The sequence below is a fragment of the Mycobacterium sp. IS-836 genome, from assembly GCF_001954275.1.
Classification (GTDB): Bacteria; Actinomycetota; Actinomycetes; order Mycobacteriales; family Mycobacteriaceae; genus Mycobacterium.
Genome location: NZ_MBEU01000039.1, coordinates 1 through 13,067 on the forward strand (window position 1 = coordinate 1; position 13,067 = coordinate 13,067).

The 13,067-nt window shown below is 66.8% G+C and carries 14 protein-coding genes; 5 read left to right on the forward strand and 9 right to left on the reverse strand.

What is annotated here, in order from left to right:
- Both A5747_RS11670 and A5747_RS11675 read right to left on the reverse strand, forming a co-directional pair.
- Window positions 1–1,998 (reverse strand): FtsX-like permease family protein (locus A5747_RS11670; protein WP_076124238.1); only part of this gene is annotated, 1,998 nt, incomplete at its 3' end.
- The gene (locus tag A5747_RS11675; protein WP_369805068.1) at window positions 1,995–2,738 is read right to left on the reverse strand and encodes an ABC transporter ATP-binding protein; all 744 of its coding nucleotides are present in this window, start codon (window positions 2,736–2,738) and stop codon (window positions 1,995–1,997) included. The genes A5747_RS11670 and A5747_RS11675, both read right to left, overlap by 4 nt.
- Before the next feature lie 126 nt (window positions 2,739–2,864).
- Between A5747_RS11675 and A5747_RS11680 the strand changes: the two genes are divergently transcribed.
- Both A5747_RS11680 and A5747_RS11685 read left to right on the forward strand, forming a co-directional pair.
- A complete protein-coding gene (locus A5747_RS11680; RefSeq protein ID WP_076124240.1) occupies window positions 2,865–3,647 on the forward strand; it encodes a heavy metal-binding domain-containing protein in 783 nt (260 codons plus the stop codon).
- On the forward strand, window positions 3,647–4,024 hold the full coding sequence (locus A5747_RS11685) for a DUF5073 family protein (RefSeq protein ID WP_076124242.1): 378 nt from the start codon (window positions 3,647–3,649) through the stop codon (window positions 4,022–4,024). The genes A5747_RS11680 and A5747_RS11685 overlap by 1 nt, the downstream gene beginning before the upstream one ends.
- A 33-nt stretch (window positions 4,025–4,057) precedes the next feature.
- Here A5747_RS11685 and A5747_RS11690 read toward each other — a convergent pair whose 3' ends face one another.
- Both A5747_RS11690 and A5747_RS11695 read right to left on the reverse strand, forming a co-directional pair.
- Window positions 4,058–4,534 carry a nuclear transport factor 2 family protein gene (locus A5747_RS11690; RefSeq protein ID WP_076124244.1) on the reverse strand — a complete coding sequence of 159 codons (477 nt, stop codon included), beginning with the start codon at window positions 4,532–4,534 and terminating at the stop codon, window positions 4,058–4,060.
- A gap of 100 nt (window positions 4,535–4,634) precedes the next feature.
- Complete coding sequence (locus A5747_RS11695; protein ID WP_076124246.1) at window positions 4,635–5,225, reverse strand: TetR/AcrR family transcriptional regulator; 591 nt, start codon at window positions 5,223–5,225, stop codon at window positions 4,635–4,637.
- Between the two features lie 181 nt (window positions 5,226–5,406).
- Here A5747_RS11695 and A5747_RS11700 point away from each other — a divergent pair, with 181 nt between their 5' ends.
- Window positions 5,407–6,507, forward strand: coding sequence for an NAD(P)-dependent oxidoreductase (locus tag A5747_RS11700; protein ID WP_076124248.1), 1,101 nt, complete (start codon window positions 5,407–5,409; stop codon window positions 6,505–6,507).
- A 27-nt stretch (window positions 6,508–6,534) separates the two neighbouring features.
- Entirely contained in the window at window positions 6,535–7,080 is a 546-nt protein-coding gene (locus A5747_RS11705) for a bifunctional 2-polyprenyl-6-hydroxyphenol methylase/3-demethylubiquinol 3-O-methyltransferase UbiG (protein ID WP_142245534.1), read from the forward strand.
- Window positions 7,081–7,084: 4 nt separating this feature from the next.
- On the opposite strand, the gene A5747_RS11710 is transcribed toward A5747_RS11705, so the two are convergent.
- The 3 genes from A5747_RS11710 to A5747_RS11720 are packed head-to-tail and all read right to left on the reverse strand — an operon-like array spanning window position 7,085 to window position 8,997.
- Window positions 7,085–7,426 carry a thiocyanate hydrolase gene (locus A5747_RS11710; protein ID WP_076124252.1) on the reverse strand — a complete coding sequence of 114 codons (342 nt, stop codon included), beginning with the start codon at window positions 7,424–7,426 and terminating at the stop codon, window positions 7,085–7,087.
- A gap of 6 nt (window positions 7,427–7,432) precedes the next feature.
- Window positions 7,433–8,092, reverse strand: coding sequence for a thiocyanate hydrolase subunit gamma (scnC, locus tag A5747_RS11715; protein WP_076124312.1), 660 nt, complete (start codon window positions 8,090–8,092; stop codon window positions 7,433–7,435).
- Between the two features lie 50 nt (window positions 8,093–8,142).
- Window positions 8,143–8,997 (reverse strand): SH3-like domain-containing protein, encoded by an 855-nt coding sequence (locus A5747_RS11720; RefSeq protein WP_076124254.1) that lies wholly within the window; start codon window positions 8,995–8,997, stop codon window positions 8,143–8,145.
- A gap of 73 nt (window positions 8,998–9,070) precedes the next feature.
- Here A5747_RS11720 and A5747_RS11725 point away from each other — a divergent pair, with 73 nt between their 5' ends.
- Complete coding sequence (locus A5747_RS11725) at window positions 9,071–9,922, forward strand: enoyl-CoA hydratase-related protein (protein ID WP_076124315.1); 852 nt, start codon at window positions 9,071–9,073, stop codon at window positions 9,920–9,922.
- A 63-nt stretch (window positions 9,923–9,985) separates the two neighbouring features.
- On the opposite strand, the gene A5747_RS11730 is transcribed toward A5747_RS11725, so the two are convergent.
- A complete protein-coding gene (locus A5747_RS11730) occupies window positions 9,986–11,686 on the reverse strand; it encodes an FAD-binding protein (RefSeq protein WP_076124256.1) in 1,701 nt (566 codons plus the stop codon).
- A complete protein-coding gene (locus A5747_RS11735; RefSeq protein ID WP_076124258.1) occupies window positions 11,683–13,059 on the reverse strand; it encodes an SRPBCC family protein in 1,377 nt (458 codons plus the stop codon). The genes A5747_RS11730 and A5747_RS11735 overlap by 4 nt, the downstream gene beginning before the upstream one ends.
- Window positions 13,060–13,067: the final 8 nt, after the last annotated feature.

The window sequence follows — 13,067 nt, forward strand, 5'->3', positions numbered from 1 at the left end:
CGGGGCGGCGGCGATCTGCAGTGCCGTCGTTACCGGGCGGTCGAACCACGCCCGCATTTGATCGAGGCCCATCCCGACGGTGCCGATGACCGTCGAGAAGTAGGGCACCAGCGCCAGCACGATTGCCTGCTGCACCCCGTGCGGCGTCTGCATCGGTAGTTGATCGCCGACCCGGACGTGCAGAACCTTGCCCAGGTTCTGTGACAGCACCACGCCCCGGCCGTCCAGCACCCGGTTGCGCACTCCCTCGTCAAGCGCGCGATACAGCGGGTCGGCGGATCCGGGGGAGAAGCCGTCCAGCATCACCCGGACGCCCCCGACCTCCGCGAAACCGAACGCGCCTTGGGTGACGCGGCCGACGCCCGGCACCGCGGCCACCGTCTCGGAAATCCCTTGCGGCAGCGGATCGGTGGGGAAGCTGTCGGGAGGATTTGCGCTCACCCAGACGGGGACGCCGGCGACCGGGGCGAAGATGCTTCGCGCCGATCGGATCATGTCGTTGTTCGTGCCGGTAATCGCGACGGTGGTGACAACCGCGATCAGCACGGTCATCACCGTTGCCCATACCCGTCGCGGCGCGCGCTCGATGGTGGCCCCCGCCAACGCCCCGACGGAGCCGAAGATACGCGCGGTCGCGGCGGTCGCGTTGACGATGGGTGCGGTCAGCGCGAAACCGAGCGCGACCTCGGCCGAGAACACCGCGGACATCGCGACGAAAGCCGCGACGCCCCGTTGGGTGATGACCACGAAAAGCGCCACCGCGAAGACGGCGACGGCCATCAACCCGGTCGTGATCCGCAGCCAGCGAGGCACGCGGTCCGCCGCGGAAACCCCGGCGGGCGCCAGCGCCTCGATCGGTGCCACCTTGTACACCTGCCGCGCGGCCATCGCCGACGCGATCACACTGGTGAGCGCGGTGGCGACGACGGCGGCCGGTATCGCGTAGCCGGGCAGCCAGTACTCGACACGCGCTTCGAGGCCCTGGGTCATGGCCGGAGGCAAACGGCCAATGGCGATGCGGCCCATCAGGATTCCGATGCCCGCCCCGATGGCGCCGCCGATCGTTCCCAGCAGCGCGGCCTCGGCGAGCATGTCCCGAACGATGACAGTGCGGCGGCCGCCGATCGCGCGCAGCATCGAGATGACCGGCCGGCGCTGCGTGATCGCCATCGTCATCGTGGTGTAAATCAGAAACGCGCCGACCATCAGCGCAACCATCGCGCCCATCAGCGCCATGTAGTTCATCAGCTTGACACCGTCGCCGGCCCGGGTCGCCCTCATGCTCGGATCGGCGACGATGGCTCGTCCGTTCACCGCGGCGCTGACGGCGGCGCGAACCTGAGCTAGGTCCGCGCCGGAATTGACGGTGATCAGGATCGAATCGAGCTGCCCCTGACGCCCGGTTATGTTCTGCGCCAACACAAGTGGGGCGAGGACGTAGTGTCCGCCGTTGAGGGCCGCAACCTGCTTGCCCGTGAGCACCTCGGTGACCGTAACCGATCCGGAGCCGAGTTGGAACGTCTCGTCTTTGGCGCGACCCACGCCCGGTCCGACGCGGACTCCGTTAGCCGGCCCGGCGGGCTGTGCCGCCCCGCCGCCCTTCACGGCGTCTTTCAGGGCGCCGCCCAACGCCGCGATACGGTCGTCGGCACCGAACAGCAGAACCGGTCCCGACGATGTGAACGCCGACGTGCGAATCATCGGCGCCGCGATCGCCACGCCGGGTACGCCGGCCACGTCGGCGGCTACCGTGTCGGGAAACCCCGCGTCGGTGATGCCCGAAACCTCGAGTGACGCGATGCCGGCGATCCCGTCGGCGAGGCGGTTGACCGATCCGGTGATCGAGCCGAAGATGCCGAACACGGCGACCAGATACATTGCGGATACTGCCATTACGGCGATCGACGCCAGCGTGCGCCGCCGATGCACGGCGAGTTCACGCAGGCTGAACACGCGCAGCCGGCTCGCCGCGGCACCGATCGTGCGGGCCGGTCTCACACCAGGACCGCCGAGCGGTCGTGGGAGACAACGCGGCCGTCCTGCAGCATGATCATCCGATCGGTCGCTTCGGCGGCCTCCGGGTTGTGCGTCACCATCACCACCATCCGGCCGCGACCGGGCTCGTGCGCAACTTCGCGCAGCAGCGTCAAAATCGAAGCCCCCGTTGTGGAATCGAGGTTGCCGGTCGGTTCGTCGGCGAGAATCAGCGGCGGGTCCATCATCAGGGCGCGCGCCACGGCGACGCGCTGCATCTGGCCGCCGGACAGCTCCGCGGGGCGGTGCTGGGTCCGGTTGCCCAGGCCCACTCGTTCGAGCAGCCGCATCGCCTCCGGTTTGGCCTTGCCCAGCCGGACGCCGTCGAGCAGCTTCGGCACCGCCACGTTCTCCCACGCCGACAGGGTTGGCAGCAGATTGAAGAACTGGAATATGAAGCCCACGCGATGATGGCGAAACTCCGACTGCTGCCGGTCGGAAAGTTGGCCGATCTCGTCTCCATCGAATTCGATCGAGCCGGAATCGGGGGAGTCCAACGCGCCGAGCAGATGCAGCAACGTGCTCTTGCCCGCGCCCGACGGCCCGACCATGGAGGTGAACTGCCCGCCCTCGAGCCGCAGGCTGATTTTGTCGAGCGCACGCACGGTTTGGCCGCCGACCCGGTACTCGCGCACCACGTCCACGAGATCGATGGTCAGCAGTTTGTGCTTGGGACCGGCGCAGGTGTCGACCCGTCTGAACATGATCCTCCCGCGAGTCCGCCGCTGATATCGGAGATAACGAGTCCGAACCCCGATCGGTTCAGCCGGGTTCGCGTGTGCGGGGCGCCCCCGCGTCCTACGCTGTGCGGGACCCAGGAGGATAGGCCGATGCAACCCAACCCGCTCGATCCCGTCGCCAGCGAACGGCTGTCGCACGCCGGGAAGGTCTTCACGTCTGACCTGTCGATCAATGAATTCGCCCTGCTGCATGGCGCGGGTTTCGAGCCGATCGAACTCGTGATGGGCGTCTCCGTCTATCACGTCGGCTACCAATTCACCGGCATCAGGCAACAATCGGAGTTGCCCGTGCTCACCGACGCGACGTATCGCGCGCGCTGGAACGCGATGTCGCGAATGCAGGCCGAGGCCGATTCGCTAGGCGCGGACGGCGTGGTGGGCGTGCGACTCGAATGGCGTCATCAAGAGGGCGAACACCTCGAGTTCATCGCGGTCGGTACGGCCGTGCGCTATACGGCCAAGCCCGGGGCCTTTCGACGCGCCAACGGACAGGCCTTTACCAGTCACCTGTCCGGACAGGATCTGACGACGCTGCTGCGCTCCGGGTATACGCCGGTTGCGTTCGTGATGGGCAACTGCGTGTTCCACGTTGCCGTACAAGGGTTTTTGACGATGCTGAAGCAAGTGGGCCGCAACGCGGAGATGCCGCAGTGGACACAGGGCAGCTACCAGGCCCGTGAACTGGCGATGTCACGGATGCAGAGCGAGGCCGAGCGAGACGGCGGCAACGGTATCGTCGGAGTGCATTTCGCCGTCTCGAACTATGCCTGGGGACACCACACCGTCGAGTTCTATGTCGCGGGAACCGCCGTGCGCCGCAACGGCGAACCCCAGACCATCACACCGTCGTTCGTGTTGCCGATGAGCGAGTGATGACGGGCTTCGACCACGATCGGGTCATCCGCGCGATCGGAACCGCGTTGGCCGGTCCCGGCGGAGTTGGGCTGGTGGTCAGGGTGTTCTGCGGCGTGCCGGGAGTGATCCTGACCCCGGCACGGCGGGGCTTTTTCCGCTCGCAGCCCGAGCGCATACAGATCGGCGACTGGCGCTACGAGGTCACCGCCGACGGGCGGCTCGCCGCGGCCCACGTGGTGAACGGCATCGTGCTGGCCGAGGAGGTCCTCGCCGCGGCCGCCGTCGGCCCGCACATCGCCCGCGCGCTCGGGCAGGTGGTGAGCAACTACGGTCCGACAATCATGCCCAACGTCGACGCGGCCCTCGAGATGCTCGAGGCGGGAAGCTTCGGATGATGGATCGTCAAGCGATGCAACTTATTTCGGCCCCTACGCCGTCTCGCGCGGGCCCGCCTGGTCGATCGCCAGCACCCACCGGCTGAACTTCCACACACGGCCCTCCTTGACCGCGGTGAACTCGTAGCAGCCCGACAGGTCGGGGGTCGGCGGGCCCCCGTCCCGGATGGCGAACACCTGGACATAGCAGTACCCGGTCGCTTCCGTGGCGCCCTGGCTGGAGAACCAGAACGAGTTCAGTGCGTGCCGGCGCTGGTTGTTCTCGGCCTTGAAGTCCTCTTTCCGGACCGCGAGCAATTTCATCACCGTGTCGACATCCCCCGACAGCGTTTTGCCCTCGTGCTGCAGGACGAGTTGCGGCGACTCGGTGAACAGCGCACGGAAGTCGTCGAGAAGGTTCTCGTCATAGGTGTAGGCGTAGGCGCCGAACAGGTTGATGATGGCCAACCGATCGGCGACGTCGAAGTCGGCGCCGCCGACGTCTCCGACCGACCGCTGCCCGTCCACCACGGTTCGACCTCCTCGATCTCGCCCGCCGCCGCTGCGACCCTCCACGAATACTCCACCGTGACAACGTCGATCGGCAAGATGTGGGCGGTGCCCGCAGTTTTCAGGCCACGGATGCCCCGAGTATGAGGTTGACCGCCTCGTCGAGCTGGCCGGCGATCTCGTCGTAGCTGACGAACCGCGCGGTCATCAGGGCGCCGGCGAAGGTCATTTGCAAGGTGGATTTCACCGCGCGCGGCCAGCCCGGGCCCAGCGCGGCCCCGATCCGTCTGGATACCTCTTCGCCGATCTGTTCGCGCAGCGGCTTGACCGCCGGATCGTCGGCCATCAGGGCCGCCCCGCATGCGATGGTCAACTCCGGCTCGTCGGCGACGACCATCGCCATGTCCCGCATCGTCGCGCTGACCCGGGTTTTGGTGGTGTCGTTGTGGGTATGCAGCGGAAGTTCCCGCAGGAAGCGCAGATACACGGCCGCCACCAACGCGCTCTTCGACGGGAAGTAGGTGTAGGCGCTGGCGGGCGATACGCCGGCCCGGCTGGCGACGGCACGCATGGTCAGGGTGGCGTAGGAGGAATCACGCAATTCCGCTAGACCGGCGTCGAGAACTTTGCGGATCGTCTGCCCGGGCCGGCGATCAGACCGGCGGGATGTGCGTGCCCCGGCACGGACCGGAGGAGCAACTTCTCTAGACACTCGTCCAGTGTAGGGAACAAAAGGTCGGGCCGACAATTCCGCGCGCGGGCGGCGCCGATCCGCCTATTGCGGCGAATACGGGCTCCTTTCGCAGCTTGGTTGACCTTGCCCGTTGGCGGTGAAGCCGCTACCCTCGGGCACCAAATACAGACATCTGTCCAGAAATTTATCGGGGGCCGCCATGACCGATAGTTGTGTTCTCGTCACTGGGGCATTCGGCCTGGTCGGCTCGGCGGTGGTGGCCGAGCTCGCCAGCCAGGGCGGCCGGGTTGTCGCGACGGACCTCGACGTCCCCGCGAATCGCAAACGCGCCGACGCGTTCACCGCCCGCCCCGGGGTCGAGGTGCGGTGGGCCGACCTGACGTCGGCGACGGACGTGGACGCCCTGCTCGCCGCCGTAACCCCCACGGCCGTCATTCATTTGGCCGCCATCATTCCGCCGTTCTGCTATGCGCGCCCCGGCCTGGCCCACGCGGTCAACGTGAACGCCACCGCGAGCCTGGTCCGGGCGGCCTCGGCGATGCCGACCCCGCCGCGCTTCGTGCAAGCGTCCAGCGTCGCGGTCTACGGCGCCCGCAATCCACACCGCACAAATGAGTTGTTGACGGCGTCGACACCACTGCAACCCAGCGACCTCTACGGCGCGCACAAGGTCCTGGCGGAGGAGTGTGTGACCAATTCGGCGCTGGAGTGGGTGGTGCTGCGCCTCGGCGGGGTGCTCCTGGCCGAACCGCAGTGGGCACTCGACCGCGATCTGATCTTCTTCGAAGCGGTACTGCCTTCCGACGGGCGCATCCAAACCGTCGACGTGCGCGACGTCGCCCGCGCGTTCACGGCGGCCACCGTCACCGAGCACGTCCGCGAAGTATTTCTCATCGGCGGCGACGACACCCACCGCGTCACGCAGGCCGACGTGACCACCGAGGCCGTCGCGGCAATGGGCTTGCGGGGCGGGTTGCCGGCGGGACGGCCCGGCAATCCCGACGACGACCGGGCCTGGTTCGCCACCGACTGGATGGACACCGAGCACGCGCAGAATGTGCTTGGTTACCAACGTCATTCGCTGCCCGCGATGTGCGCCGAGATCCGCGCCAGGGTCGGGTGGCGCCGCTGGCTGCTGAGGCCGCTCGCACCCGTGCTGCGCTGGTATCTCAGACGGCGGTCGCCGTATCGCGGGTTCCCCGGCCACCACGCGGACCCGTGGGGAGCGATCGAGAAGCGCTGGGGCGACCCACGTCCGGCGCCGCGTATCGACGCGGAGGTACCGGCGGTGCGGCGGTAGGCCACCCGCCCGCTTAAGGTGGCGCCTGTGACCGGGGAGGACCGACACCGCTGGGATCTGCGGTACACCAGTCGGGGCCCGGCCGACGCCGGCGACCTCGGCGCGCCCGGCGTGTTCGCCGGCTATGCGGAGGAATTCCCGACCGCGGGCCGGGCCCTCGATGTGGCATGCGGCCAGGGGCTCGGCGCGGTCTGGCTGGCCCGCCGAGGGTTGACCGTCTGGGGTCTGGACGTCTCTCCGGTGGCCATCACCCAGGCGCGGGATCTGGCCGAGCGCAGCGGCGTCGCCGATCGGTGCCGGTTCGATGTCGTCGATCTCGACGACGGTCTGCCGGACGGCCCGCCCGTCGACGTCGTTCTCTGCCACAAATTCCGCGACCGCCGCCTGGACGCGGCGATCATCGGGCGGCTTGCGCCCGGCGGATTACTCGCGATTGCGGTGCTCAGCGAGGTCGGGGCCGAGCCCGGGCCGTTCCGTGCGGAGGCCGGCGAGCTGCCCGCGGCGTTCGCCGCACTTAACGTGGTGGCCGCCGGCGAGGGGGAGGGCTCCGCCTGGCTGCTGGCACGCGCTTAACGACTCAGGCTTCCAGCCTGGCCCGCACCACGGCCATCCGCTCTTCGAGCTCCACCTCGTCGATGATGCCGCGCGCCACGAGGGAGTGTGCCAGCGCAACCAGCCGATTCTCGGGGTAGGGCAGATTCGAGTAGACGGTTGCCGACAGCGCGTCCTCTTCGTCACGCCGATCGACGAAGTTGAGTATTTCTGGGCCGCAAGCACTTTGATCGAGTGCATCGCACATTCCGTCGAGGCTTGTCTGCCACGGCGGCACCGGGTTATCGACGCCATGCTTGGCCGCCATGCGGCTCCAGACCTGGTTGCGTTCAACAATTTTGGACAACGGTGCGATCGAATTACTCATCTGTCGCTAGTCCACGGGATGGATGGCCGGTCGGGTCTGGGTGATGACGTTGGAGGTCACCCCCGCTTTGGGCAACGCGACACCGATCAGGCAATCGCGGGTGACGATTTCGGCGAGCTGGTCTTCGGTCCAGCCCTCGGTTCCTTCAGGACGGACGGGCAGCACCATGAACCGGTGCTTTTGGTTGGAATCCTCCACGCGAATCTCCACCTCTTCCGTGAGGTACAGCCCGAACTCCGCCAGCACCTGCCGCGGCCAGCGCACGATGCGGCGGCGGAAGTTGGGCGTGCGGTACCACTCGGGTGAATTGCCAAGAATGGGGCGCGGATAGCAGGAGCACAACGTGCACACGATGACATGGTGCAGGGTGGGCGTGTCTTCGAGCACGTGAAAGGCCGTGAAGTCACTCGGTGTTCCGAAACCCGTCGGTTGCAGCCAGTCGACACCGACTTCCTTACTGGCCGCAAGCGGATCGGCGAGGGCCAGCTTCTTGAAGTCAGGATCGAGCCATGCCCGGGCCACCAGGTGAGCGGCGGGCGTCGGGCCGATCTGCTCGGCGAATTCGGTGAAGCGGCGATGATCCTCAGCGGTGAAAATCCCCTTCTCGATACATAATTCGCGCAGCGCGATCTCGAGCACTTCGAAGTCGGTGATCTCATCCACCATCGGTGCGGCGGTACGGTCGTGGTCGTGGTCGTGGTCGTGGTCGTGTGCGGTCACGCTGAGGTCCTTTCGCCCGCCGCTTCGAGCCACCGCTCGGGGATTTCCGTCTGCACCGTGTCAGTGTCCGGCCCGGTATAGCCGTGCCACAGCTCGGCGAGGTTGAACCGAACGATGTAGAACCATTCCGGCTTCTGGTCGGGCCCGTCCCAGGTTTCATCCTCGGCGGCGGGGCTTTCGTACGAGACGACCGCGATCTCGCCCTTGGCGCCACGCACATACTCCTGGGTGCGGGTATAGAACAGGACGGGCAGCTCCCGAACGACGACCTGGTCGCCGACCCGGAACTTCGGTTCGCCCGCTTGTCCCGCGTACACCTGCGGGTCACCCTTGCCGACCGCGTGCCTGTGGTGACGGTTGCGGTCGACGCTCGACGGATCGCCTTCGAACTTCGGCTTGGCCTCTATGGGGTTGCCCTGCAGGCCGCCTTGATACCGCGCCTTCACCTCGGCCATCCGTTCGGCCAACTCGGACAGGCCGATGTGATGCTTCTCGACAAGGATGCGCGCGACAGCCAGCAGCCAGCGCCCGTAATAGGGCAGTCCGAGATAGATCGTGCGACCCAGGTCGACGTTGCCCATCCGGCGGCGTTCCTCCGACAGCCAGATTCCGCGCCAGCCGAGAACCTCGCACATGACGTAGGTGTTCTCTTCCCACGCCTCGTATTGCTTGTTCTCCCACCGGATCGGGGCATCCGGTTCGCCGCCGACGTCGTGCGGGGTCTTGGTGTACGCGGCGAACCGTTCGTGGTCGATCAGGTCGGGTGTGGGCGCGTCGGGAAGTTCTGGGTAGGAGGATTTGAGCCGGGCAACCAGGTCGAGACGGGCTATCCGGTCCGACGGAGTCGTCATGGCCTACAGCTCACTCCTAGCGGCGAGATCGCGCAACCACTAAGCGAATCCCGTGTCCGGTAATGTCACGAAGATGGAGCGGCGCGAGCTCGAAGCGGTCATTTACGAACGCGAACCGCCGATTGCCCGGATCATTCTGAATCGGGCCGAAAAAGCCAACACCAAAGACGCGGTGCTGGTCACCGAAGTCGACAGTTGCCTACACGAGGCCGACCGCGACAAGGAGATCAAGGTCGTCATCCTCAAGGCCAACGGCAAGGGCTTCTGCGGCGGTCATGTGGCTCGCTGGGGTCCGGACGAGAACCCGTACCCGGATTTCGGAGATACGTTCGAGGACCTCTATAAGGGCACCGCGGACCTGTTCCTGTGGCCGACGCTGTATTTGTGGGAATTCCCCAAGCCGACCATCTCCCAGATCCACGGTTATTGCATGGGCGGCGGGATTTACCTCGGGCTGCTGACCGATTTCTGCGTGGCGTCCGAGGACGCGTATTTCCAGATGCCGCTGGCCCAAAGCCTCGGAGAACCCGGCGGCCACACCATGATCGAGCCCTGGTTGATGATGAACTGGCACCGGACCATGGACTGGTTGTTGCTGGCGCCGACGCTGTCCGCGCAGCAGGCCCTGGATTGGGGCCTGCTCAACAAGGTGGTGCCGCGCGAAGATCTCGAGGCCACCGTCGAGGAGATGGCGCGCAAGATCGCTCAAATCCCATTGACCACGCTGATGGCGGTGAAGAGCAACGTCAAGCGGGCCTGGGAGCTGATGGGCATGCGGGTGCACCTGCAGGTCAGCCACATCCTGACCAACATGGTCGGCGCGGCGTCCGATGTGCAGGCGCGGCGGGCCGAGCTCATGCAATCGGGCATGAAGCCGCGCGAATTCGTCGGCCGCGGCGAAACCGAGGGCGCGCCGCCAACGTGACGCTGCAGTCACGTTCGAGGCCGAGCGTGACGCTGCAGTCACGTTGGAGCCGGGCGCCGGGGGTTAGCGGCTCATCTCGCCGGCGATTTTGCGGCCCGCGGCGTGGCGCGCCGCGACGTAACCGAACACCATCGTGTTGGCGATGCTCGCACCGGCGCCCGGATACGTCCGGCCCATCACCGTAGCGGTGGTATTGCCGGTCGCGTACAGGCCCTCGATCACCCGGTCCCGCTCGTCGAGGACCTGCGCGTATTCGTTGGTAATCACGCCCCCGCACGTCCCGACGTCCGCCGGCAACACCCTGGTCGCGTAGTACGGCGCGCGGTCGAGCGGCCCGACGGCCGCGTTCGGTCGATAGCCGGGATCGCCCAGGCAGTCGTTGTAGGCCGATTGCCCCCGACCGAAGTCGGGGTCGAGGCCCTTGGCGGCGAACTGGTTGAACCGCGCGACGGTGCGCGCCAGTTCGTCTGCGGGAACGTCGATTTCACGGGCCAGGTCGCCGATGGTCTCGGCCCGCTTCACCGCGCCGCCCTCGATCAGCTCGGGGGGCAACTGCCGGTTGCGTTTGAGGGGATTGCTGCTGGTGACGTATCGGCGAACATAACCCTCGTCGAAGATCATCCAGCACGGCACCGCCTTGTTGGCATACATCGCCTTGCCGACCTCGACGTAGGAGTTGGACTCGTTGCAGAACCGGCGGCCCGTCGAGTCGACGTAAATGGCCCCGGGCCGCTGCCGCCCCGATCCGAGTGACGCGGCGACGGCGCCACCGTTAGCGATGAAAACCGAAGGCAGCCACCATGCTTCGTCGAGAAGATCGGTTTTGGCGCCCAGGCGCATCGCCGTCTGCAGCACCTCGCCGGTGTCCCCGGCGTTGGCGATCGACCACTGCGCCTCGTTCGGCTGGTCTCCGCTGTATTTGCGCCGCATCTCCTTGTTGTGGCCAAAGCCGCCGGCGGCCAGCAGCACACCCTTGCGCGCCTCGATGTTCAGCGTCTCGCCGTCGTGGCGGACGCGGGCGCCGACGACCCGGCCGTCTTCGACGATGAGGTCCTCCAGCGCGGCATCGGTCCACAACGGAGGCTCGCCGTCACCAAGATCGATCAGTGCCTTCAACATCTGGGCGATCAGCGAGGCGCCGTTGGTCAGGATCTGGCGCCGGCGCATCCGCGCCGACACGGTACGCAGGAACACCCTCGTCGCCACCGCGAATGCGCGCGGCGAACGGTTGAAATACTGAACCGAGCGCAGCTCGTTGGTCAGCACCACATACCCGTAGTTCTTGGCCAGCGGCGGCTGCACCTTGTCGTGCCAGCTGCCGAGCTCGGCGGCGTCGAAGGGAACTCCTTCGACCGCGCGGCCGGACTCGTTGCCGCCCTTATGGTTTGGGTAGTAGTCGCTCCAGCCCGCGCATCGAATCAGCCGAACCCCTCTGCGAACAAGAAAATTGATCATCTCGAAGCCGGCGGTGAGAAAGACTTCGCGACGTGCGGGCGAGGACGCGGCGCCGATGTCGCCGACCACGTCGGCCAGATAAGCCAACCCGGCCTCGTGCGAATCGGCGATTCCGTCGGCCCGCATCAACGGGTTGTTCGGCATCCACACGATGCCGCCCGAAAGCCCGGTCGAACCGCCGACCAGGCCCTGCTTCTCGACGATCAGCGGCTCCAGCCCGCTGTCGAGGGCGGCCAGTCCGGCGACCATGCCCCCGCCGCCGCTTCCGGCGATCAGCAGGTCGACGGAACGGTCCCAGCGGGTCGTCATCGTGCCTCCGCGGCGGTGCTAGAGCCAAAGCCGAGGTCGGCGACCGGAACGTCAATGGTGGTGTTGGTCTTCTGAATCGCGGGCACCAGCGACTCGTACGGCAGGCCGGCGAGGAAGCCGTCGACGACGCGCTCGAAGTTCGATATCAATCCCTCGATCCGATTCGACAGCCGCATGTATTCGAATCCCTTGGAGTGCAGCCCTTTTTGCTGCCGCGGCAGGTTCGAGAAGTCCTGGGCGGGGATCGGTGGCCAACGCGGATCGTCGGGCGCCATCGGCTCGGGTGGTGTCGGTTTGCCGGCGGACTGGTCGGCGGGCAGACGGGTCAGCGACCAGATCTCGAACAGCGTTTCCTCAGGGCCCAGCGGGCGGATCCGGTACGACGAGGCGCTGCTGTAGGTCGGCAGGATGAAGTGGTGCGGGAAGCAGAAGCCGATCGCGTCGGTGATTCCGCGGCGGATGAGGTCGTTGAGATCCGGCATGTCGCTGCCGCGGGCCCGATGCCAGCCGACGACGGCGTCGTTGAGGGTACTGCGCCAGGCGGTCATCGCCGCGGCCGGATCGGACGGCAGCGCGATCGTCTGCAGCCCCTCGGCGATGCGGATGTCGTTCTCGTGGGTCATGCCGCCCATGCCGTCGCCGAGGGTGCGCATGAAGTACAGGCTGCTGGCGACGACGGGGTGCACCGCCTCGGACGGGCTGCCGGTCTGCGCCGAGGGCAGCAGTTGCGGGTGCGTCTGTGGGACGTGGTAGCCCTCCATGAACGCCGCGGTCGCGAGCTTCCAATTCACCGGTAGCCGACACGATTGCCACCACTCGACGCGCAGCGATTCCACCTTCCAGGCGTCATAGATCGAGGCGAACGGCTCCATGCAGTCCCGCAACGGGGGCGCGTCGTCGTCGAGGTTGATCCACGCGCAGCCACCCCAACGCTCGCACCTCACGGAGACCAGTTGCAGGTCGTGCGGACGCAGGTTTTCCTCGGCGAACTCCTCGGGCCGCAACACGAACGTGTTGCGGCCGTCGATGCCCCAGCACCAGCCGTGGAACGGGCAGACGAAGGTACGCCGATTTCCGTTGCCCTCCACCAGCTTTACCCCACGGTGACGGCACGCGTTGTGGTACGCGCGGACGTTCTGGGCGTCGACGCGCGCCACGATGATCGACTCGTCGAGGATCTCGTATTCCACGAAGTCGCCGGGTTTGGGGATCTCCTCGAGCCGGCAGGCCATCTGCCACACGCGCGGCCAGAACATCTCCTTCTCCCGCGCGTAGAACTCCGGATCGTAATACCGCTGCTTGGGAATCCGGTCGACCGTCTCCACCGCCCACGGCACCGGGAGCGGCGTCCAGTGCACATCGGTGCTCACCATTTCGTTCC